This window comes from Serratia sp. 1D1416, assembly GCF_003641105.1.
Lineage (GTDB): Bacteria > Pseudomonadota > Gammaproteobacteria > Enterobacterales > Enterobacteriaceae > Serratia > Serratia ficaria.
The window spans coordinates 1,213,754-1,234,703 of the sequence record NZ_CP032738.1 but is presented as its reverse complement, the minus strand read 5'-3'; the positions used below and the strand labels follow the sequence as shown (position 1 = coordinate 1,234,703).

Genomic DNA, 20,950 nt, shown 5'->3' with positions numbered 1-20,950 from the left:
TATCGGGTGTTTATTCATGTCATCGGTTCTCAGCGTTACGGATTACAGTTTGGCGCACGGCAGCAGCAGCTGATCCAGCGGCTTGGCGGCGCCCGGGATCACGATGCGGCACTGGCGCTGGCCTTCCCAGGCGACGTCCAGCCGTTCTTCCGGCTGCACGCCGGTCAGATAGACCGAGCCGCCGTCGTTCACCACCGCCACTTCGCGGCCTTTTTCACTCAGCACCGTGGCGCCGAACGGCGGCTCGCTGCCGTCGGCCAGTTTGATGGTGGCCAACAGCTTGCTGCCTTTCACCACCTCGAAGTGGCGATAGCCGATGGCGCCTTCGGTCAGCGTGCCCTGCACCACGGCGCGGGTCGCTTCCACGTCGTCCGCCAGGGTGTTGACGTCGATGCGGGTGTCGGTGTTGTAGTAGCTGGTGATATCGGCGATCACCGCCAGCCCGAAACGGTTGCTGTAGGCGCGGCCGTTGTTGATCGGCACGCCGGCGACGCCGTCGGTATCCAGCATCATGCGGCTGCCGCCGTTGCTGGAGTTTTGGTGCGCCGCCACGCCGTGCCGGGTGGCGGTCAGGCCGCCGCGGAAGGTGCCGCCGACCGAGGAGTAGCTGTCCTGCTGGTAAGAGGCGCTGGCGTTGAGCGAGCCGAACGCGGCGTTGTGGGTGTAGTAGCCGCGCGCCAGTGACTTGCCGGACTGATTGAAGCCGCCGCTGACCTGCCAGCTGTTGTTCGGGTCGGTATAGTCGTTGTAGGACGCCAGCTGGGTGACGTCGCTGTTGGTGGTCTGCAGCGAATAGCCGATGCGTCGGCGGTCGCCGATCGGCACGGTGAAGTTCAGCATGATGCTGTCGTCGGTGCGCCCCTGGTAGCTGGTGCGGTAGGCGGCCAGCGAGGCGGTGATGTTGCTGACGTCGCCGATGCTGAACAGCTTGCTGGCCGACAGCCCATAGCGATCCTGTGTCCTGGCGTCCCAGTAGGTCTGGTGCGAATAGGTCAGGTAGGCGGTGATCGCCCTGGCGCTGTCTTCCGCCATAAAGGTCTTGCCGGCGGTGACGGTATACAGCTCTTTTTGACGGCCGTTGTAGCTGTCGTCGTAGTTGTCGTAGCGCTCCTGCAGGTACTGCGACATGTTCATGAACTTGCGCTGCGAGAAGCGGTAGCCGGCGAAGGTGATCTGGCTGTTCAGCTCATCGAAACGCTTGGCGTAGTTGACCTTGAACGACATGCCGCTGGCGGTCGGTTCGCCGGGCAGGCGGGCGATCGACTGGGTCACGTCCACCGACATGGCGCCGAACAGGTTCAGATCGCGGCCCAGGCCGAGCGCCCAGGCGTTGTAATCGCCGCCGAGCAGCGCGCCGCCGTACAGCGACCAGGCGTTGCTCAGCCCCCAGGAGAAATCGCTGGCGGAAAACAGCGGCCCCTGGGTGCGATGATCGTAGGCCGAAGGCTTGCCGAGGGCGATGTTATAGCGCACGTAGCCGGGACGGGTCAGGTAAGGAATGGTGGCGGTATCCACCTGGAAGGTAGAAACGCTGCCGTCCTGTTCTTCCACCTTGACGTCCAGCCGGCCGCGCACCGAACTGTTGAGATCCTGAATGGCGAAGGGCCCGGCGGGCACCGTGGTTTCATACAGCGTGCGGCCTTCCTGCGACACGGTGATCTTGGCGTTGCTCTTGGCGATGCCGCGCACTTCCGGCGCGTAGCCCTGCAGGTTGGGCGGCAGCATGCGTTCGTCGCTGGCCAGGTTGAGGCCGGTGAAGCGGTAGGAGTCGAACACGCCCGAGTCGAGATAAACCTCGCCCAGCGTCAGCTTGGCGGCCTGCATCGGCAGCGCGCGATAGGCGTAAATTTGGTTCCAGTCGAAGCCGCTGTCGCGTTCGCCGGCCTGCTGATTGTAGTTGGCCTGATAATCCGCGCGCAGGCGCCAGGCGCCCAGGTTGGCGCCCAGCGTGCCGTAGCTGCTGAGGTTTTCCGCGGTCGTGTTGTTGTGGCTCTGTTTGCCGGCCTGGCCGCTGAGGCTGTAGTCCAGCAGCAGGCCGGGAATGCCGTCGTCCCACTGCTCGGGTGGGGTCCAGTCCGGATCGGAATACTTCATCCAGGCCTGCGGAATGGTGATCGCCAGCACGCCGCCGCCGATGCGGTCGGAAATCGTCGCGCCCTTGATGCCGCTGAGATCGGCGCAGCCGTTGTCGTGCCAAAAGGTGATTTTTTGGGCGGCCTCTTCTTTCAGCGCCATCTTTTCCACCAGGTCGGGCGGCAAACACACCCGGCTGCGGGTTTTTTCGTCCGCCGAGGGGTAATACTGGATGCTGCGCTGCGGCAGCGTTTTCTGGTTTATTTTGATATCCAGCAGATAGGCGCCGGGCATGACATAGTCGGCGTCGGAGAAACGCGACAGGTCCACTTTGCTGCGATCGCCAATATCCAATACATCGGTATTAAATTCCGTGGCGGACTGCGCCGGACGCACCCAGAGGAAAGATAGAATGACGATGATGGGTATGTTTTTCCGTGTCAGTAATGACGTCATAGAATAATCACTCATGGCAAATCCGCGCCCAATAGCAGGTCATCCTGTACGACCTGAATACGTATTTCGTCATGCTGTGCAACGCCTGTCGGGAACCGGCGCTACAGATAAGACAGGGTGAATCTGGCCAGCGAACTGAAACCGCCCGCCCGCGCCTTATCCGGATAAATGCGCAATTGCGCGCCGAAACGCAGCTGGTTGTCGCCGGCGACGATCAGATAATCCGGCGTGGTGCTGCCGAGCGGGATCGGGGTGCCGGCGTCGGTCAGCAGCTCGATGGCCACGCCCTGGGCTTCGCCGTGGACGCCAAGCAGTTCGGGGTCGCGGCGGTCCGCGGTGCCGTCGAAGGTGACGTTGGCCGCGCGATAAACGAAATCGGGCTTCACCTGGCTGGCCAGCTCGCAGTTCACCAGTCGGATCGCAAAGCTGCGGCGGCTGCCGATCAGCACCGGCGCTGCGCCCTGCGCCGCATCGCTCATTGAAATAAGCCCAAAATCAACGGTTTGATCCACGCTCTCGCTGGCAATGCCGCAGGGCGTCTCGACGATTTCGCCGCCCAGGCTGACCTTGCCGTGGCCCTGATCCTTCGCCGTTGCCGCGGTGCTGCAAACGCTGAGCGCCACAAGCAGCGCGCCCCAAAATCGGCTTTTCATGCTGGCATCTCCCTGACGCGACCTGTTCCATTGCCGATGTCGGCAGGCATAAAGCGGGGATGCCGGTGCGGCATCCCCTGCGGGGGTATTACAGGTAAGCCAGGGTGAAGTTCGCCACGCTGGTGAAGTCGCCCGGCACTACGGCGCCGGATGCGCTGCTGCCCTGCAGGTAAGCGGCGAAGTCCAGGGAGTTGTCGTTTTCGGTCAGGCCCTGGCCATCGGTGGCGGTGCCCAGTTCAACGTCCTTGGAATGCAGCTTGTCGTAGATCATGATGCCGGCGCCGGTCGCCGTGCCGCTCAGGGCCAGCAGTTTGCTGTTGTCCGGATCCGGCGTGCCGGTGAAGGTCACCTTGACGTTTTTCATGGTCGACAGTGAGCAGTCTTTCAGTTTGATGCTGAAGGGTTCCATGCTGGATTTGCCTTGCTTGTCCAGAATGCGGCTGCTGATCTGGCCCATCGGCACGGTCTGGTCGACGGAGTTCGGTTCGATGCTGCATGGCGCATCGATGATTGAACCGGTAAAGGTGACTTTGCCGCTGCCTTGATTAGATGCTGCATGGGCAACAGATGCGGAAGCGAAAGCAATCATGGTTGCCAGCATTAATTTATTCAGTTTCATTTCTCAGGTTCCTGTAGAGAGTATTTAAATAAAAAGAACAGCACATCTAAATCCCCTGCGGGGGCGGCGACGTCATGTCACCGGCGCCGCAGTTGGAGCCAGATCCTTTTGCTCAGGGCAATACGCCATCCTCCGTTATTTATGGTGAATAACGAAAGTTATTGGAAATCGGCATTCAATTTCCGCGAAAGTAAAATATGAATATCGGCATGGCGTCTTGCTGGGATTATTCTTGCAAATAATAGAGTTGTTTGGGAATAGCTTTTATTAAATCAGGTCAAATTCAGAATATAAAACCAAAAGGAAAAAGAAATATATATCCCTGAAAATCAATAGATCGTATACAAATATTATCCAGTATAAATCACTATATAAATAACGATATGCGAGATATTAGATCGAGAGAAATAGAGTTCGCACTACAATTCATAATATTGTTTTGCTAATATCGCTCTCGGACGGCAGGCGACGAATGCCTGGGCGCTGGCAATGTATAAAACATAAATTATTGTTTTTATTTGCGTTGTCTGGCGGACTGTTGCGCGGTTATCGTGGGGCCGGCGTTCGATGGTGCAAACGTCTTTTCTCTTTAAATTAACAAAAAAACAACAATGCCGGCGGCGGATGATTATTCCGATCCTTTGCCGTTGTCGGGCGTTATTTTGTTATTTAACCCATTTTGATTAATCAAAAACGGTCAGGCGATGTGAAAGTTCGCTACATAATGATGACCTAAGTTAAAATTAAGGAATGATGACCGGAATGATTACTACAGTTAATGTTTTCACCGCTCGTTGTGCTGGCGCGCTGGCGATATTGATAATGTCAGTCGCTACGCTTTCAGGTTGCGCAGGGAAAAATAGCGCAGGCGCGATTTCTGTGAAAAAAGTTTCACAGAGTAATCCTAATGAAAAGTCCGATGAACAGCGGATCGCGCTGTGCCAACAAAGGGTTAATTCGTTAAAAAATATTAATCCGCAAAGTTATCAAAAGCGCATCGCCTATTTTAACGGGCTGCTGTCCAATGCCTCCGGATATGCCGGCATTCGCAGCAACGTGGATGAAAGCACCCGTAAAGCTATAGATGCGCTTTATAAATATAAAACGGAAAAGTTCTGCGCCGATGTGGAGCATGAGCTGATGTCCGACTTATCCAATCGGGTCGAGAGCCTGTAAGCATGAACAAGTGTGCGGAAGGAGCCGCAGCCATCTTGATATTATTGGCGGGGTGCGGCCTGGCCGGCGCCAGCGATGACGGCATTCCCGCGCTGCTGAAATTCGCCGAACGGCAGCAGGCCCCGGCGGTTAAGCCGGCGGCGCCCGCACCGCGGGCCGAGCCGGGTGCCGCCAGGCCCGGAAACCCGTCCCCTCCCGCCGGCGATAGCCTTCGTTTAACCACGCTGAATCAAACTCTGCGGCAGCAGGCCGAAACCATCCGCCGGCTGGAGCGACAGCTGGCGGAGCGCAAGGCGCTGCCCGCGCCGCCGCCGAAAATAACCGAAATCGACATTCGGCCGCTGGCGCGGGCGCTGCAGGGGCTGCGGCAGGCGATGGCCCCCGCGCCAGAGCTGGGCGCGCTCGCCGCGTCGCTGGCGCAGGCGGAGCAACAGCGCGCCGCGCTGGCCGGCCAACTGGCGCAGCAGCAGCAGCGGGAAGCAGCACGGGTACGGCGGCTGGAGCAGCAGCTGGCGGCGCGGCAAAAGGCGGCTGAACCGCCGGCGCTGACCAGCGCGGCGGATAAACAGGCCTATGCCGCCGGCGTATCGCTGGGCCGCGACATCCTGCAGCTGCAGCGCGATAACCGTCAGCTGGGGTTGACGGTGGATCGGCCGCGGTTGCTGGCGGGCATCGCCGACACCCTGGCGGGCAGCCAACGGCTGGACGACGCCGCGATCGACAGCGCGCTGCAGGCCGCCGATCGGGCCATGGAGCAGGCCCAGCGGCGCCGATCGCAGGACGGCAAGGCCTACCTTGCCGACTTTGCCCAACGGCCGGGGGTGCAAAAAGACGCGCTCGGCTTTTACTACCGGGTGGATTATGCCGGCAGCGGCCGGATCGGCGCGGCGGATCGCGTCGATATCGTGGTGCGCGAAAGCCTGCCCGGCGGGCAGGTCATCAAGGATATGGAGCTGGCCGGCACGGTGATCTCGCAGCCGCTGGCGCAATACCCGCCGCTGTTTCGCGCCGCCATCGGCAAGCTGCAAAAGCACGGCTCCATGACCCTGGTGGTGCCGCCGGCGCTGGCCTATGGCGATCGCGGCAGCCCGCCGGCGATCCCGCCGGGGGCCACCATGATTTACACCCTGCGCGTGGCCGACGTGCTGCCGCCGAGCGGGGAAGCTCAGAAGTAACCACTCAGGAGGAATGCCATGGCTAAGGCACCGAGAACATACGAAAGCAGGAAGTTGCAGATGCTGAACGTGTTGCAGGGATTGTGCAGGGAGCGGGCGGCGGGGGCGGGCGGCCACCACCCGCCGCCGGAACAGTGGCCGAAAACCCGCGAACTGGCGGATAAATGCGGCGAGAACATCTACACCACCCGCACCCTGCTGCTGGCGCTGGAGAAAGAGGGGAAAGTCCATTGCACCCATCGCAGCATCAATAATTCCCTGCGTTGGTATATTTGCCTCGAACGAGGCTCGGCGCGATAAAGCGTTATTCCGCCGTTCCAGTCTTTGACTGCCTTTCACCGCTAATCATTAATAAATTTTATCATTTGGCGGGGCCGACAGGCTCCGCCTGCTTGCCGGCGATTTTTTCGCGCCTAGCAGGCGTTGCCAATATGTTTTTTACGGCCATATACTTAACGCTCAATTGCCAGTGGAAGCGCGGAGCCGTCGTCATCATGAAGGAAAACAAAGAAATACTCAGATTGGATGATATTCATTATCAAATAGATGGCCAGGTGATCCTTGATTCCGTCTCTTTCGGGCTTGCGGAAGGGGAGTTTAAATTGATTACCGGCCCCTCGGGCTGTGGAAAAAGCACCTTGCTTAAAATCATCTCCTCGCTGATGGATCCCACCCGCGGCACCCTGACCTTCGCCGGACAGGCCATCACCGCCATGCGGCCGGAGGATTACCGCAAACAGGTCTCTTACTGTTTCCAGACGCCCTCGCTGTTCGGCAATACGGTGTACGACAACATTGCGCTGCCTTATCAGATCCGCAAGCAACAGCCGGACGAACAGAAAATGCAGGCCGACCTGGCGCGTTTTGGCCTGCCGGACAGCATGTTGAAAAAGAGCATCAACGAACTTTCGGGCGGCGAAAAGCAGCGCATTTCGCTGATCCGCAACCTGCAGTTTATGCCCCGGGTGCTGTTGCTGGATGAAATCACCAGCGCGCTGGACGAAGACAACAAGCGCAACGTCAACGAATTGATCCATCGGCTGGTGGCGGAACAGCGGCTGGCGGTGCTGTGGGTGACGCACGATACGGAAGAAATCAGGCACGCGGATGAGGTGATCACGCTGCCTGCGCACAGCGCCCAACGACAGGAGCACGCCGATGAACCAGCATAACATCACCAATGAATCATTAGGGCTGTCGATGGTCTTGGTGGTCATCGCCATCCTGATCAGCCACCGGGAAAAGCTGGCGCTGGAAAAGGACATTATCTGGAGCATCTGCCGGGCGGTGGTGCAGCTGATTGCCGTCGGCTATGTGCTGAAATATATTTTCGACCTGAACAACGCCGCGCTTACCGTGCTGATGGTGCTGTTCATCTGTTTCAACGCCGCCTACAACGCCAAGAAGCGCAGCAAATATATCGAACGCGCGTTCGTCACCTCGTTTATCGCCATCACCACCGGCGCGGTGCTGACGCTGGCGGTGCTGGTGTTGACCGGCTCGATCGAGTTCACCCCGATGCAGGTGATCCCGATCGCCGGCATGGTGGCCGGCAACGCCATGGTGGCGGTAGGGCTGTGCTACACCAATCTCGGGCAGCGCTTCAAAGGCGATCAGCAGAAGATCCAGGAGATGCTCAGCCTGGGCGCTACGCCGAAATTCGCCTCGGCGACGCTGATCCGCGACAGCATTCGCGCTTCGCTCATTCCCACCGTCGATTCGGCGAAAACCGTCGGGCTGGTGAGCCTGCCGGGCATGATGTCCGGCCTGATCTTCGCCGGTATCGATCCGGTCAAAGCGATCAAATATCAGATCATGGTGACCTTTATGCTGCTGTCCACCGCCAGCCTGTCGACCATCATTGCCGGCTACCTGGCCTATCGCAAATTCTACAACGCTCGCCATCAGCTGGTGGTCGGCAACCTGAAATAACGCCATAAAAAACGGCCTCCGCAGAGGCCGTTCGCCGGAGTGTTACCCCTGCAGCAGGGCGATGCTCCGGCGAATTTCGCGTTCGATATCCGCTTCCGACCAGCCATCCAGCTGCGAGGAGAACGGCTCGAAGGCATAGATGCCGGTATAACCGAGCCGTTCCAGGTTCTGCACCTGCCGCCGGCTTTCCAGCCGATCCCCGTCGCTCAGCATGACGCGCTCTTCGTCGCTCAGCGTTTCCCTGGCCCGCGGGTCTTCCACCCCGGACAGATGCACCAGGCCGATTTGCGCCACCTGGATCTGCGCGTCGAAATCGGCCTGCGCCACGTCGCTGAGATAATGGTGGAAGGTATCGAGCACGATTTTGTAGGGTGCGCCCGAGTCGCGGATCAGCGCCTGCGTCAGCAGCGACGAGCGCAGCGAGCTGATGCCGAAGCCCAGCGGCTCGACGTAGCCCTGCACGCCGTAGCGCTGGAACAACGGCGCCAGCAGCTTCAGCGCGGCCAGCGTATCGTCCCGTTTTTGCCGTTCGCTGCGTGAGTCGTCGGCGCTGCAGTGCGGGCACAGCACCAGCGCCCGGCTGCGGATGGCCTGCGCCTGGCGCAGCAAGGCTTCCGCGCGCTGCTGCAGCGCGGCGGCGTCGTCCGGCAGGTTAAACATGCCGAGGGCGTTGATGGTGACGATGTCGATGCCATATTCGGCGGCCAGCGCATTGAGCTGCGCGTCGCTCAGGTTATCGGTCACCTTGCCGCTGGGCATATCGTTGCGCAGCTCGACTTTGCTGAGCCCGCACTTTTTCACCAGGTGGAAAAAGCGTTCCAGATCGAGGTTTGGGGCAATCTTGCGGTTGATGCAAAAACGGTCCAGCGCAATGGTCATGATGCACTACTCCAGCTGTAGGGGGTAAGTAACAGGGGTTGATCAGGATTTGCCGTTTTCCAACGGCGCCTGCGGCGTGGCGGCCAACGGTTGGCGGTCTCGTTTGGCCATCACCACCTCTTCCATTTTCTCCAGCGAGACGCCTTTGGTTTCCGGAATGTAGCGGCCGATAAACCAGTAGCCGAACAGGCAGCAGCCGGCGAAGATCCACATCGGGAAGGCGCCGTGGAAATGAGAGAACAGATAAGGGTTGTCGTTAATCATCGGGAAACTCTGCGACACCACGAAGTTGGCCAGCCACATGCAGCCGACGGCGATGCTCATGCCCTGCGCGCGCATGCGGTTGGGGAAAATTTCCGATACCAGCACCCAGGTGCCCACGCCCCACGACAGCGCGAAGAACAGCATGAAGAACAGCATGCCGAACAGCGCGAAGTAGCCGGTGGCCTGCGTGTAAAGCGCATAAGAGGTGAGCAGCAGGCCGGCGATGGCGCCCAGCGTGCCGTAGCGCATCAGCGGAATGCGCCCCATGCGATCCATCAGCACGGCGCCGATCACCGAACCGATCAGCTGCAGCACGCCGATCCAGATGGTCTGGAACAGCGCTTCCTGCGCATTCTCGGTGACGGTTTTCAACACCACCGGCGCGTAGTACATCATCACGTTGACGCCGGTAACCTGTTGCAGCATGGCGACCATGCAGCCGACGAACAGAATGAAGCGCACCCGCACGTCGCGGTAGTTCAGCTTCTGCTGATGCTTCTGCCGGTCCTGGCGCAGCGAGTCCTTGATCTCCTGCAGCAGATTCTGCGCATGCGCGGCGTTGGAGACCTTGGTCAGCATCGCCAGCGCCTGATCGTCCCGGCCCATCATGACGTTCCAGCGCGGCGACTCGGGAATGATAAACACCAGAATGCAGAACAGGATGCAGGGGAGCACGCCGGAGGCGAACATCCAGCGCCAGCCCATGTCCACCAGCCAGGCTTCGCTGGCGATGCTGGCGATTTTGAAGTTAACGTAGAAAATCACGATCTGGCCGAAGACGATGGCGAACTGCTGCATACTGAGCGCGCGGCCGCGCATGTCTTTCGGCGACACTTCCGACATGTACATCGGCGAGACGGTGGCGGCGATGCCGACCGCCAGCCCGCCGATAATGCGATAGATGACGAACCAGCTGAAGGTCGGGGCCAGCGCGGCGCCGATCGCCGAGACGGTGAACAGCAGGGCCGCCAGCATCAGCGCCTTTTTGCGGCCGTAGTGCGCCGCCAGCGGCCCGGCGGCGAAGGCGCCGACCACGCAGCCGATCACCACGTTGGAGACCGCCCAGCCGGTTTCCGCCGGGCTGAGATCAAAATAGGTTTTCAGGGCTTCTATCGCGCCGGAGATCACGGCGGTATCGTAACCGAACAGAATGCCGCCGAGCGCCGCGATGCCGCAAATTCGCAGTATGTACCCGGTATTGTGCTTACGCTGATATGACATGTATCGCTCCGATTTTTATCCTGGCTTCCGCGCGCGCAGCAGGGTAGGGAGAAGGCGGCGAAAGGGTGTGAACCGTGCCTGTCATCAAGACGGTGATAGTGAATTGATTCTGGCCTAAACAAGAACATTTATTTCATAATTAGTGAATAATGAAATATAGATTTTTCGATCCAGTTCAAAAAAAACCGCAAATCGACGGCAAGCGACATCGAACTTTCGCGGGCCGGGTTACGCGGCGTCTGGCCGCCGGCACCGAAGCTTTTCTGTATAAAAGTCATGGGTAATTGCTGCGGGCTGGCTTGCCGCCGTCGGGACGCGCGCCCGGCGGCGATGCAATGGCTTTGTACGGCGCCGTGGCAAAATTGCGACCTTCCGCACTAAAAACAAAATTTCTAAAATAATTTATTTGAAACTTTTTTTTCAATGAAATAGAGTTTGCTGCATCCGGTCAGGATTTAGCCTGTGTGCGGGCGCCGCCTGGCAGACAGGATGATTAACGCCATGCCGTTTGCGGCCGGGCGACAGCGGACTTGAAAAGAGGGTGTGACATGAAAACCGTGGGTAACTTTATTGGCGGGCAAGTGTGCCTGAGCAGCAGTAATCAAACCGTCGACGTGCATAACCCGGCGACCGGGCAGGTTGAACGCCGCGTCACCCAGAGCACCGCCGCCGAGGTGAAACAGGCCATCGACGTGGCCCACCGGGCGTTTGCCGACTGGTCGCGCACCACGCCGCTGCGCCGCGCGCGCGTCATGTTCAACTTCAAGGCGCTGCTGGAGCAGCATCGCGACGAGCTGGCGGCGCTGATCGTCAGCGAGCACGGCAAAGTCTATTCCGACGCCCTGGGCGAACTGACCCGCGGCATCGAAGTGGTTGAATTCGCCTGCGGCATTCCGCACCTCATCAAGGGCGAGTATTCGCCGGACGTCGGCGGCGGCGTTGACAGCTTCTCGCTGATGCAACCGCTGGGCGTGGTGGCGGGCATCACCCCGTTCAACTTCCCGGCGATGGTGCCGATGTGGATGTTCCCGATCGCGCTGGCCTGCGGCAACACCTTCGTGCTCAAGCCGCCGGCGCTGGTGCCTTCGGCGTCGGTGCGCCTGGCCGAACTGCTGAAAGAAGCCGGCCTGCCGGACGGCGTGTTCAACGTGGTGCACTGCGCCAACGAAGACGCTGCGCAGCTGTGCACCGATCCGCGCATTCAGGCGGTGAGCTTTGTCGGCTCGTCCACCGTGGCGGAGCACATCTATACCACCGCCAGCGCCCACGGCAAGCGGGTGCAGGCCTTCGGCGCGGCGAAGAATCAGGCGATCATCATGCCGGACGCCGATCTGGACGCCACGGTTAACGCCCTGATGGGCGGCGCTTTCGGCTCCGCCGGCGAACGCTGCATGGCGCTGCCGGTGGCGGTGGTGGTCGGCGACAGCACCGCCGACAGGCTGATCGCCAAGCTGAAACCCTTGATTGCGCAACTGCGCGTCGGCCCGGGCATTCAGCAGGGCGGCGAAGAGAACGAAATGGGCCCGCTGGTTTCCTCCGCCCACCAGAAAAAGGTGCTGGGTTATATCGACCTTGGCGTCGAAGAGGGCGCCACGCTGGTGGCCGACGGCCGCAACTATCAGGTGGCGGGCTATCCTGAGGGGTACTACGTCGGCGGCACGCTGTTCGATAACGTGAAGCCGGACATGCGCATCTACCGCGAAGAGATCTTCGGGCCGGTGCTGGGCATCGTGCGGGTGCCGGACTACCAGACCGCCATCGACACGGTTAACGGCCATGAGTTCGGCAACGGCGCCGCCATCTTTACCAGCAACGGCCACTACGCGCGCCAGTTCGTGCAGGAAGTGCAGGCCGGGATGGTCGGCGTCAACGTGCCGGTGCCGGTGCCGATGGCGTTCCACAGCTTCGGCGGCTGGAAACGCTCGGTGTTCGGCGCGCTGAACGTGCACGGCACCGACGGCGTGCGCTTCTATACCCGCATGAAAACCGCCACCGCACGCTGGCCGACCGGGCAGCAGACGGTGTCGGAATACAGCATGCCGACGCTGGGCTAATCCCCGCAGGCAGAACAAGGCCGTTGCTTCATTGGAGCGACGGCCGCTGCATTTGTAACGCTATAGGTTAACAGGAGAATCGTCATGTCTTCACTGCTTGCCAAATGTCAGCAGCCGAACGCCCAGGGGCGCATCCAGTACGTCACCCCGGAAAATGCCGGCTGGCGCTTTGTCGGGTTCGAGGTTTATCGCCTGGCGGCCGGCGAGTCGCTGCAGCTGGAAAGCGGCGACCGGGAGCTGTGCCTGGTGCTGGTGGCCGGCATCGCCTCGGTCGCCACCCTGCGGGCGGAATATCCGCATATCGGCAAGCGCATGAGCCCGTTCGAGCGCACGCCGCCTTACGCGGTGTACGTGCCGCATCAGGATCGCATCGAGGTGCGGGCGGAAACCGATTTGGAGCTGGCGGTATGCAGCGCGCCGGGCGGCGGTCACCTGCCGTCGCGGCTGATCACCCCGGCGGATGTCGGCGTGGAGCGGCGCGGCAAGGGGCGCAACCAACGGTTGGTGCACAATATTTTGCCGGACAGCGAACCGGCCGACAGCCTGCTGGTGGTGGAAGTGTACACCGACGAGGGCAACACCAGTTCTTATCCCAGCCACAAGCACGATCGGGAAGACTCGCCGGATGAAACCTATCTGGAAGAGACTTACTACCATCGCATCCAACCGGAACAGGGCTTCTGCATGCAGCGCGTGTATACCGACGACCGCGCTCTGGACGAATGCATGCCGGTCTATAACCGCGACGTGGTGAAAGTGCCGCGCGGCTACCACCCGGTCGCGACCCTGGCCGGTTACGACAATTACTATCTCAACGTGATGGCCGGGCCGGTGCGGCTGTGGAAATTCACCTGGGAGAAAGATCACGCCTGGATTAACAGCGACGGTTATCCGGCGGCGAAGTAAGCGTTAGCGGGCCCGGCTTGCCGGGCCCGTCGTTATTCAGCGTTATTCGTCCTTGGCGTTGTTCAGCGCCAGCGAGACCGCCAGGGTTTGCGCCAGGCACATCGAGGCGACCTGCGAGCGGAACCCGTCCACCTGCGCTTCGCGCACCACAAAGCACACGTCGCTGAAGGCGGCCAGCGGGCTGACCTGGCTGTCGGTGATGGCGATCTGTTGCGCGCCGCGCTTGGCGCCCAGCTCCACCAGCTCCAGCGCTTCTTGCGCATACGGCGAGTAGCTGATGGCGATCACCACGTCCTTCGGTTTCACCATGCTCAGCTGTTCGGTAAACATGCCGCCCAGCCCGTCGATCAGAAACGCCCTGCGCTCCAGATGGCGCAGCGCATAGGTGAGGTAAGAGGCGACGCTGAACGAACGGCGCAGGCCGATCACGTAGATATTCTCGGCGTTGTTCAGCAGCTCGACCGCGCGATCCAACTGCTCGGGGGCGATTTGCATCGCCAGCTGCTGCAGCGCCTGGGCGTTGACCATGGTGAACACGTTGAGGATTTCCGCCGGTTTTTCCGGCGCCACGTTGTCGTCGGTCGAGGTTTGGCGGAACAGACGCGCGCGCTCGGTGTAGTTCACCGTTTCTTCCATCAGGTGCTGACGAAACACCTGCTTCATTTCGTTGAAGCCGCTGAAGCCGAAGGCGTTGGCGAAACGGATCAGGGTGGAGGGCGGGACGCTGGCCTGTGCGGCGATGGAGGCGACGGTATCGAAAGCAATGCTGTTACTGTTATCCAAAATGTAGCGCGCCACCTGCTTTAAGCGTTTGCTCAGCGTTTCATAACGGTGGCGAATCTCATCCTGTAACAGCGAAAGTTGAGTTGGGTTGTTCATCCATTCGGCTCGCAGTGTGGGCTAAGGCGTATCGGCCTGACGCCTGAATTGTTGACAGGCCATTCTAACAGACGGAGTGGAAATTTCATTTCCTCAAAAAGCGATTTATTCGATCGCAAGTTGCGTTACTTCACAGAAAACCGGCAAAAAAATCCCCTTAAAGTGGTGAAATCACCTTAAGGGGACGATAACGCGCAACGCGGCGATCAGCGCGCGCCGTCGCTCTGCGGGCGATACTGGCGCCAGAAACCGATCAGCGTCAGGTATTTTTGTTTCACCTGTTCGATCAGCGCGGCGTCGTCCAGCTCGCCCTGCAGCCAGCGGCGCGAAGGTTGGCCGAAGATGGTGCGACCGACGGCGAAACCTTTCACCCAACGGGCGTCCGCGGCGGCGGCGAAGCCGGCCTTCAGCGTTTCCTCCGGTGAGTCCAGCCCCAGGATCAGCACCCCGCGGCAGTGGGGATCGTTGGCCTCGATCAGCGCGCCGACCCGCTGCCAGTGGGCGGCGCTCAGCGGCGGCAGCTTCCACCAGTCCGGCTGCACGCCCAGCTGATAAAAGTGCTCAATCATCTCCAGATAGTAACGTTCGTCCTTGTCGGCGTTGCTGTCCGGCAGGATCACCTCGAGCAGCAGTTCATGGCCGGATTTGCAGCAGCCGCGGTAGATGTCGGCGATCAGCTCGTCCTGTTCGCGGCGCAGTTCGGCGGCATCGTGCGGGTGATAGAACACCAGGCATTTCACCACGTGCTCCTGCGGCCAGTCGATCAGCTGCGAGCCGATATTGCCGTGCTCCAGGCGCAGCGGGCGCGAGCTAGGCAGCTCCACCGGCCGGCCGATCCACCAGCCCTGGCCGGTGATTTCGTTCAGCGCCGCCTGGCCGTAGGTGGTGTCGGCCAGAATGCCGCTGTTGCCGTGCAGCCCGGCCTGTTCGGCAGCCTGCTGCGCCGCCGCCAGCAGCAGGGTCTTCAGGCGGGGGATGCGCTCTTCGCCGACGTTGGCTTCGCGCGCCATGTCCGCCAACTGCTTGCGGTGATCGAAGGCGAACACGCACAGCTCCGGCCACTGTCGTTTGCGGGTGGTCACCCGATGCAGGTGGTTCAGGCGCGCGTCGCGGTCCGGGCGCGGCACCTGCCGTTCGCGCAGCAGGTAGTCGTCCAGTTCGCTCTTGGTCGGCATCGCCGGCGCACAGCCGTGGCGCGACACCACCAGCGCGCCGCAGGCGTTGGCGTAGCGGCAGGCCTGATCCCAACCCTCATCGTTCAAATAGCCGCGCAGCAGGCCGGACATAAAGGCGTCGCCGGCGCCGAGCACGTTGAGCACCTCCACCCGCACGCCGGAGTGCAGCTTCACCTGCCGCCAGTCATCGGCGATCTCGCCTTCAAATACCGAGCAGCCTTGCGCGCCGCGTTTGCATACCAGCGTGGCCCGGGTGGCCCGGCGCACGTTTTTCAGCGCGGTCAGGGTGTCGGTGCTGCCGCCGGCGATATGAAACTCTTCTTCGGTGCCGACGAGCAAATCAAAGTGGTGCAGCACTTCCTGCAGTTCGCGCGTCACCTGCTCGGATTCGACAAAGCGGGTTTCGCCGTCGCCCGGCGAGGTCAGGCCCCACAATACCGGGCGGTAGTCGATATCCAGCGCGGTGCGCAGGCCGTGGCGGCGGGCGTATTCCAGCGCCTTCAGCACCGCCGCGCGGGTGTTCGGGTGCGAAAGGTGGGTGCCGGTGATGGCCAGCGCCCGCGACGAAGCGATATAGGACTCGTCGATATCGTCCGGCGTCAGCGCCATATCGGCGCAGTTTTCGCGGTAGAAGATCAGCGGGAAGGTTTCCTGATCCTTGATGCCGAGGATCACCAGGCCGGTCAGCCGCCGCGGATCGGTGATCAGGCATTGGGTATCTGCGCCGACGCGCTGCAGCTCTTCGCGCAGAAAACGGCCCATGTGTTCATCGCCGACGCGCGCCAGCATGCCGGAGCGCAACCCCTGAATGGCGGTGCCGTAGGCCACGTTGCCGGAAGAGCCGCCAAGATATTTGGAGAATGTGCTGGCGTCTTCCAGACGCGCGCCGATCTGCTGAGCATAGAAATCGACGGCGATGCGCCCGAGACAAATGACATCAAGCTGTTTTTCTTGTGTAGCCATACCCGTTTCCTTCTGTATTAAGCAAAACCCCGGCTTGCGGCCCGATAACGGCGCCAGCAGGAAGCATGTTTTGAAGTATGGGGAATAAAAATTTCAATTTCAATATGGAATGAAATTTACACCCCAAAAATGTGATGCATTTAAAACATCGCCGCAACCGGCGAGGAAAGGGGAAAAACCGCGTCGGGGCTGAGGATAAACCGGCGATCGGCGGGAAACGACATGGCCCGCAACCGGACGGCCGCGCCGAGCTTCCGCCGGCCGGAGAACGGCGGCGGGCGCGGGATGGCGCCGCTAAGTCCGTGAATAGTAAAGGCCGGGATGAAATGGGGTTTTCATCAATATGCGATCTTTATCGCAAAATGAAATGTTTCTTCTGTAATGTGATTTTATGAAAAATATATTTGTTTATAATCGCTTCACGTTTCAGGTTGTCGACTTAGTGAGCGGCGGGCACCGCCCGCTCAAGATAACAGCTGCCGCCGCGTAACAAAACACCGGGCGTGCGACCCGCTAGCGAGGTTGCACCGGGGCGGCCCTCAATCGAAAGGGTGAGTAAATGGGCAAGATCAAGCTAACCATGGCGCAGGCGCTGGTCAGGTTCCTCGACAACCAGTATCTGCTGGCCGACGGGGTGGAAACCAAGTTCGTGAAGGGCGTCTTTGCGATTTTTGGCCATGGCAACGTGCTTGGCCTGGGGCAGGCGCTGGAACAGGACAGCGGCGACCTGGTGGTGCATCAGGGGCGCAACGAGCAGGGGATGGCCCATGCGGCGACCGGTTTCGCCAAGCAGAAGCTGCGCCGGCAGATTTACGCCTGCACCTCCTCCGTCGGCCCGGGCGCCGCCAACATGATCACCGCCGCGGCCACCGCCACCGCCAACCGCATCCCTTTGCTGCTGCTGCCGGGCGACGTCTACGCCTCGCGCCAGCCGGATCCGGTGCTGCAGCAGATAGAACAGTCTTACGATCTCAGCATCAGCACCAACGACGCCTTCCGCGCGGTGAGCAAATATTGGGACCGCATCGTGCGGCCGGAACAGCTGATGAGCGCCTGCATCAACGCCATGCGCGTGCTGACCGATCCGGCGGAAACCGGCGCGGTAACGCTGTGCCTGCCGCAGGACGTGCAGGGCGAAGCCTACGACTACCCGGACTACTTCTTCCAAAAACGCGTGCACCGGCTCGATCGCCGCCCGGCGACCGAAGGCATGCTGGCGGATGCGCTGGCGCTGGTGAGCGCCAAGCGCAAGCCGCTGCTGGTGTGCGGCGGCGGGGTGAAATACTCGCTGGCCGGGCAGGCGCTGCGCGCGTTCGCCGAGCGCTTCCACATCCCGTTCGTCGAAACCCAGGCCGGTAAGGGCGCGGTGCCGAGCGATCATGAGTTCAACCTGGGCGGCATCGGCGAGACCGGCTGCCTGGCGGCCAACACCCTGGCCAAGCAGGCCGATCTGGTGATCGGCGTCGGCACCCGCTACACCGATTTCACCACCTCGTCGAAATGGCTGTTCCAGGATCCGCACGTCGACTTCCTCAATATCAACGTCAGCGCCTTTGACGCCGGCAAGCTCGACGGCGTGCAGCTGCTGGCGGACGCCCGCGCGGCGTTGACCGCCCTGAGCGCGCTGCTGGCGCAGTCCGATTACCGCGCCGGTTGGGGCGAGGCGATCGCCGAGGCGCGCAGCGCCCAGCAACGGGAAACCGCCCGGGTGTATGCGGTGGAATACAGCGGCGAAGGCTTTGTGCCGGAGATAGACGACCATCTCGACCGCGAGCGGGTGTTCGCCGAGTTTATCGCGCAGACCGATTCCTTCCTGACCCAAAGCCGGGTGCTGGGGGTGTTGAATCGGCAGCTGCCGCAGGACGGCGTGATCGTCGCCGCCGCCGGCAGCCTGCCGGGCGACCTGCAGCGCGTGTGGCACAACCACGGCGAGCACGGCTACCACGTCGAGTACGGTTATTCCTGCATGGGCTACGAGGTCAACGCCGCGCTGGGGGTCAAGCTGGCCGAGCCGCAGCGTGAGGTATACGCGATGGTCGGCGACGGCGCCTTCATGATGCTGCATTCCGAACTGGTCACCTCGATCCAGGAAGGCTGCAAAATCAACGTGGTGCTGTTCGACAACATGACCAACGGCTGCATCAACAACCTGCAGATGGAGCACGGCATGGACAGCTACACCACCGAGTTCCGCTTTCGCAATCCGCAGGGCGGCAAGCTCGACGGCGGGCTGGTGCCGGTCAACTTCGCCATGCTGGCGGCGGCCTACGGCTGTAAAACCTACAGCATCACCACCGAACAGCAGCTGATCGAGGCGCTGGCCGATGCCCGCAAGCAAACCGTCTCCACCCTGCTGGATATCAAGGTGCTGCCGAAAACCATGGTGCACAAATATTTCAGCTGGTGGCGCGTGGGCGGCGCCCAGGTGGCCGACAGCGAAAAAATCGTCGCGGTGGCCCGCAAGCTGCAGGAAAACGTCGATAAGGCACGCGAATACTGATTCGTTCTCATACATAAATCTCGAGGGTAGCGAAATGACATTGAATATTGGGGTTATCGGCACCGGCGCCATCGGCCGCGATCACATCCGTCGCTGCAGCAAGGTGTTGCAGGGCGCCCGCGTCGTCGCGGTGAACGACATCAATCGCGACAACGCCGCCAGGGTGGTGAGCGATCTGCAGCTGGACGCCCGGGTCTATGACAACGGCCATGATCTGATCAACGCTGCGGACGTGCAGGCGGTGCTGGTCACCTCCTGGGGGCCGAGCCATGAAGAGTTCGTGCTGGCGGCGATCGCCGCCGGTAAGCCGGTGTTCTGCGAGAAGCCGCTGGCGGTGACTGCGCAGGGCTGCAAAAACATCGTCGACGCCGAAGCGAAGCACGGCAAACGTCTGGTGCAGGTCGGCTTTATGCGCCCTTACGATCGGGGTTACCGCGCGTTGAAACAGGTGCTGACCAGCGGCCAGATCGGCGAACCGCTGATGCTGCACTGCGCGCACCGCAACCCGACCGTCGGCGAGGCTTACACCACCGATATGGCGATCACCGACACGCTGATCCATGAGATTGACGTGCTGCGCTGGCTGCTGGACGACGACTATGTGTCGGTGCAGGTGGTGTTCCCGCGCAAGAGTCCGAAGGCGTTCCCGCACCTGAAAGACCCGCAGATCGTACTGTTCGAAACCGCCAAGGGCACGCGCATCGACGTCGAAATCTTCGTGAACTGCCAGTACGGCTATGACATTCAGTGCGAAGTGGTGGGGGAGACCGGCATCGCCAGGCTGCCTGAGCCGTCTTCGGTGCAGATGCGCAGCGGCGCCCGGCTGTCGACCGAAATCCTGACCGACTGGAAGGAACGCTTTATCGACGCCTACGACGTCGAGCTGCAGGGTTTCATCAACGACGTGTTGGCGGGGGCGCTGACCGGGCCTTCCGCCTGGGACGGTTACGCCGCCTCGGTTACCGCCGACGCCTGCGTGGCCGCCCAGCTCAGCGGCGAGATAGTGCCGGTGACCCTGCCGGCGCGCCCGGCGTTCTACAACAAATAACCGCCTGAACCGCCGATCTACGTTGAAGAGGAGTGACCATGAAGATCGCTTTTGATGTCGATGTCATCCGGGATTTGGGCGTGACCCGGATGGTTCAGCAGGTGGCCGACTGGGGTTATAAATACATCGAACAGTCGCCGCACCCGCAGATAAATCCGTTTTATAAGCATCCGAAAGCCAGCCGCGAAATTATGGCGGAATACAAAAATGCCCTGAAGGCTACCGGCGTGGAGATCTCCTCGTTCATCGTGGTGTACCGCTGGTCCGGCCCGGGCGAAGATCGCCGCCAGGCGGCGGTCAAAAATTGGCGGCGGATGATCGAGATCGCGGTGGAAATGGGCGTTCAGGTGATCAACACCGAGCTGGCGGGCAACCCCAACGAACCGGAGATCTGCGAAGAGTTGTGGTACCGCTCGATGGAGGAGCTGCTGCCGATTATCGAGCGCGAGGGCATTCGCATGGAGATCCAGTCGCATCCGTGGGACTTCTGCGAACTGAGCAACGAAACCGCCGACATGGTGAAGTCGCTGCGCAGCGATCACGTCAAATACCTTTACAGCGTGCCGCACAGCTTCTATTACGACAAGGGGCAGGGCGACGTGGCCGGCATGCTGAAGTACGCCGGCGACGATCTCTCGCACGTGCTGATCGCCGACACCATGAACCACACCAAGCATTGCCGCTATATCGTCAACCCGCCGGGCGTTGACGCTGCGGTGCACCAGCACGTGGGCATCGGCGAAGGCGAAGTGGACTTCGACGCGCTGTTCCAGACCCTGCGCGACATGGAGTTCGCCAACCGCAACTTTAAGGTTGGCGGAGAGTCGATCATCTGCACCTCGCTGTTCGGCTATCCGGAAAAGATGAAGAGTCAGGCGGTGGCGACCCGCGAGCGCATCGAACGAGAGCTGCTGGGCAAATAACCTTTCGGTGCGCCGGCGGCCTGCGCCCCGGCGCGCCATCCGATGATTGAGGCT

17 protein-coding genes are annotated in these 20,950 nt (G+C 61.0%); 10 read left to right on the top strand and 7 right to left on the bottom strand.

Annotation, left to right across the window (positions count from 1 at the left end; genetic code table 11):
* Nucleotides 1–42: 42 nt before the first annotated feature.
* The 3 genes from D7I37_RS05950 to D7I37_RS05940 all read right to left on the bottom strand — a co-directional run bounded on the left by D7I37_RS05950 (nt 43) and on the right by D7I37_RS05940 (nt 3,801).
* Complete coding sequence (locus tag D7I37_RS05950; protein WP_207205555.1) at nt 43–2,544, bottom strand: fimbria/pilus outer membrane usher protein; 2,502 nt, start codon at nt 2,542–2,544, stop codon at nt 43–45.
* A gap of 86 nt (nt 2,545–2,630) precedes the next feature.
* Nucleotides 2,631–3,182, bottom strand: coding sequence for a fimbrial protein (locus tag D7I37_RS05945; RefSeq protein ID WP_061799546.1), 552 nt, complete (start codon nt 3,180–3,182; stop codon nt 2,631–2,633).
* 88 nt (nt 3,183–3,270) lie between these two features.
* Complete coding sequence (locus D7I37_RS05940) at nt 3,271–3,801, bottom strand: fimbrial protein (protein WP_061799544.1); 531 nt, start codon at nt 3,799–3,801, stop codon at nt 3,271–3,273.
* A gap of 762 nt (nt 3,802–4,563) precedes the next feature.
* Between D7I37_RS05940 and D7I37_RS05935 the strand changes: the two genes are divergently transcribed.
* From D7I37_RS05935 to fetB, 5 genes are all read left to right on the top strand, one after another.
* Nucleotides 4,564–4,977: a hypothetical protein gene (locus D7I37_RS05935; protein WP_095100307.1), complete on the top strand. Its 414-nt coding sequence runs from the start codon at nt 4,564–4,566 to the stop codon at nt 4,975–4,977.
* Nucleotides 4,978–4,979: 2 nt separating this feature from the next.
* Nucleotides 4,980–6,152, top strand: a complete 1,173-nt coding sequence (locus D7I37_RS05930; RefSeq protein WP_129543448.1) for an FKBP-type peptidyl-prolyl cis-trans isomerase N-terminal domain-containing protein — start codon at nt 4,980–4,982, stop codon at nt 6,150–6,152.
* 18 nt (nt 6,153–6,170) lie between these two features.
* The gene (locus D7I37_RS05925; protein WP_061799540.1) at nt 6,171–6,452 is read left to right on the top strand and encodes a FaeA/PapI family transcriptional regulator; all 282 of its coding nucleotides are present in this window, start codon (nt 6,171–6,173) and stop codon (nt 6,450–6,452) included.
* A gap of 194 nt (nt 6,453–6,646) precedes the next feature.
* A complete protein-coding gene (gene fetA, locus D7I37_RS05920; protein WP_061799538.1) occupies nt 6,647–7,324 on the top strand; it encodes an iron ABC transporter ATP-binding protein FetA in 678 nt (225 codons plus the stop codon).
* Nucleotides 7,311–8,084: an iron export ABC transporter permease subunit FetB gene (gene fetB / locus D7I37_RS05915; protein ID WP_061799536.1), complete on the top strand. Its 774-nt coding sequence runs from the start codon at nt 7,311–7,313 to the stop codon at nt 8,082–8,084. The genes fetA and fetB overlap by 14 nt, the downstream gene beginning before the upstream one ends.
* A gap of 42 nt (nt 8,085–8,126) precedes the next feature.
* Here fetB and D7I37_RS05910 read toward each other — a convergent pair whose 3' ends face one another.
* Entirely contained in the window at nt 8,127–8,963 is an 837-nt protein-coding gene (locus D7I37_RS05910) for a TIM barrel protein (protein ID WP_129543447.1), read from the bottom strand.
* Nucleotides 8,964–9,005: 42 nt separating this feature from the next.
* On the bottom strand, nt 9,006–10,448 hold the full coding sequence (locus D7I37_RS05905) for a sugar porter family MFS transporter (RefSeq protein ID WP_129543446.1): 1,443 nt from the start codon (nt 10,446–10,448) through the stop codon (nt 9,006–9,008).
* A 548-nt stretch (nt 10,449–10,996) separates the two neighbouring features.
* Here D7I37_RS05905 and D7I37_RS05900 point away from each other — a divergent pair.
* Both D7I37_RS05900 and iolB read left to right on the top strand, forming a co-directional pair.
* Nucleotides 10,997–12,502: a CoA-acylating methylmalonate-semialdehyde dehydrogenase gene (locus D7I37_RS05900; protein ID WP_095099719.1), complete on the top strand. Its 1,506-nt coding sequence runs from the start codon at nt 10,997–10,999 to the stop codon at nt 12,500–12,502.
* 84 nt (nt 12,503–12,586) lie between these two features.
* Nucleotides 12,587–13,408: a 5-deoxy-glucuronate isomerase gene (iolB, locus tag D7I37_RS05895; RefSeq protein ID WP_129543445.1), complete on the top strand. Its 822-nt coding sequence runs from the start codon at nt 12,587–12,589 to the stop codon at nt 13,406–13,408.
* A gap of 42 nt (nt 13,409–13,450) precedes the next feature.
* On the opposite strand, the gene D7I37_RS05890 is transcribed toward iolB, so the two are convergent.
* Together D7I37_RS05890 and iolC are read right to left on the bottom strand one after the other, a co-directional pair.
* Nucleotides 13,451–14,287 (bottom strand): MurR/RpiR family transcriptional regulator, encoded by an 837-nt coding sequence (locus D7I37_RS05890; protein ID WP_061799529.1) that lies wholly within the window; start codon nt 14,285–14,287, stop codon nt 13,451–13,453.
* Nucleotides 14,288–14,493: 206 nt separating this feature from the next.
* A complete protein-coding gene (gene iolC, locus D7I37_RS05885; RefSeq protein ID WP_129543444.1) occupies nt 14,494–16,425 on the bottom strand; it encodes a 5-dehydro-2-deoxygluconokinase in 1,932 nt (643 codons plus the stop codon).
* Between the two features lie 559 nt (nt 16,426–16,984).
* Between iolC and iolD the strand changes: the two genes are divergently transcribed.
* The 3 genes from iolD to D7I37_RS05870 are packed head-to-tail and all read left to right on the top strand — an operon-like array spanning nt 16,985 to nt 20,896.
* Nucleotides 16,985–18,925 carry a 3D-(3,5/4)-trihydroxycyclohexane-1,2-dione acylhydrolase (decyclizing) gene (iolD, locus tag D7I37_RS05880; protein WP_129543443.1) on the top strand — a complete coding sequence of 647 codons (1,941 nt, stop codon included), beginning with the start codon at nt 16,985–16,987 and terminating at the stop codon, nt 18,923–18,925.
* A 34-nt stretch (nt 18,926–18,959) separates the two neighbouring features.
* Complete coding sequence (locus D7I37_RS05875; RefSeq protein ID WP_061799523.1) at nt 18,960–19,973, top strand: Gfo/Idh/MocA family protein; 1,014 nt, start codon at nt 18,960–18,962, stop codon at nt 19,971–19,973.
* A gap of 38 nt (nt 19,974–20,011) precedes the next feature.
* Nucleotides 20,012–20,896, top strand: a complete 885-nt coding sequence (locus D7I37_RS05870) for a sugar phosphate isomerase/epimerase family protein (RefSeq protein WP_061799521.1) — start codon at nt 20,012–20,014, stop codon at nt 20,894–20,896.
* Nucleotides 20,897–20,950: the final 54 nt, after the last annotated feature.

What these genes read in the sequence shown, in the direction of transcription:
- D7I37_RS05905 (WP_129543446.1), bottom strand. Translation starts at nt 10,448, where the DNA reads ATGTCATATCAGCGTAAGCACAATACCGGGTACATACTGCGAATTTGC.
- D7I37_RS05940 (WP_061799544.1), bottom strand. Translation starts at nt 3,801, where the DNA reads ATGAAACTGAATAAATTAATGCTGGCAACCATGATTGCTTTCGCTTCC.
- D7I37_RS05930 (WP_129543448.1), top strand. Translation starts at nt 4,980, where the DNA reads ATGAACAAGTGTGCGGAAGGAGCCGCAGCCATCTTGATATTATTGGCG.
- D7I37_RS05950 (WP_207205555.1), bottom strand. Translation starts at nt 2,544, where the DNA reads ATGAGTGATTATTCTATGACGTCATTACTGACACGGAAAAACATACCC.
- D7I37_RS05870 (WP_061799521.1), top strand. Translation starts at nt 20,012, where the DNA reads ATGAAGATCGCTTTTGATGTCGATGTCATCCGGGATTTGGGCGTGACC.
- D7I37_RS05945 (WP_061799546.1), bottom strand. Translation starts at nt 3,182, where the DNA reads ATGAAAAGCCGATTTTGGGGCGCGCTGCTTGTGGCGCTCAGCGTTTGC.
- iolB (WP_129543445.1), top strand. Translation starts at nt 12,587, where the DNA reads ATGTCTTCACTGCTTGCCAAATGTCAGCAGCCGAACGCCCAGGGGCGC.
- iolD (WP_129543443.1), top strand. Translation starts at nt 16,985, where the DNA reads ATGGGCAAGATCAAGCTAACCATGGCGCAGGCGCTGGTCAGGTTCCTC.
- D7I37_RS05890 (WP_061799529.1), bottom strand. Translation starts at nt 14,287, where the DNA reads ATGAACAACCCAACTCAACTTTCGCTGTTACAGGATGAGATTCGCCAC.
- D7I37_RS05935 (WP_095100307.1), top strand. Translation starts at nt 4,564, where the DNA reads ATGATTACTACAGTTAATGTTTTCACCGCTCGTTGTGCTGGCGCGCTG.
- D7I37_RS05900 (WP_095099719.1), top strand. Translation starts at nt 10,997, where the DNA reads ATGAAAACCGTGGGTAACTTTATTGGCGGGCAAGTGTGCCTGAGCAGC.
- fetA (WP_061799538.1), top strand. Translation starts at nt 6,647, where the DNA reads ATGAAGGAAAACAAAGAAATACTCAGATTGGATGATATTCATTATCAA.
- D7I37_RS05925 (WP_061799540.1), top strand. Translation starts at nt 6,171, where the DNA reads ATGGCTAAGGCACCGAGAACATACGAAAGCAGGAAGTTGCAGATGCTG.
- D7I37_RS05910 (WP_129543447.1), bottom strand. Translation starts at nt 8,963, where the DNA reads ATGACCATTGCGCTGGACCGTTTTTGCATCAACCGCAAGATTGCCCCA.
- fetB (WP_061799536.1), top strand. Translation starts at nt 7,311, where the DNA reads ATGAACCAGCATAACATCACCAATGAATCATTAGGGCTGTCGATGGTC.
- iolC (WP_129543444.1), bottom strand. Translation starts at nt 16,425, where the DNA reads ATGGCTACACAAGAAAAACAGCTTGATGTCATTTGTCTCGGGCGCATC.
- D7I37_RS05875 (WP_061799523.1), top strand. Translation starts at nt 18,960, where the DNA reads ATGACATTGAATATTGGGGTTATCGGCACCGGCGCCATCGGCCGCGAT.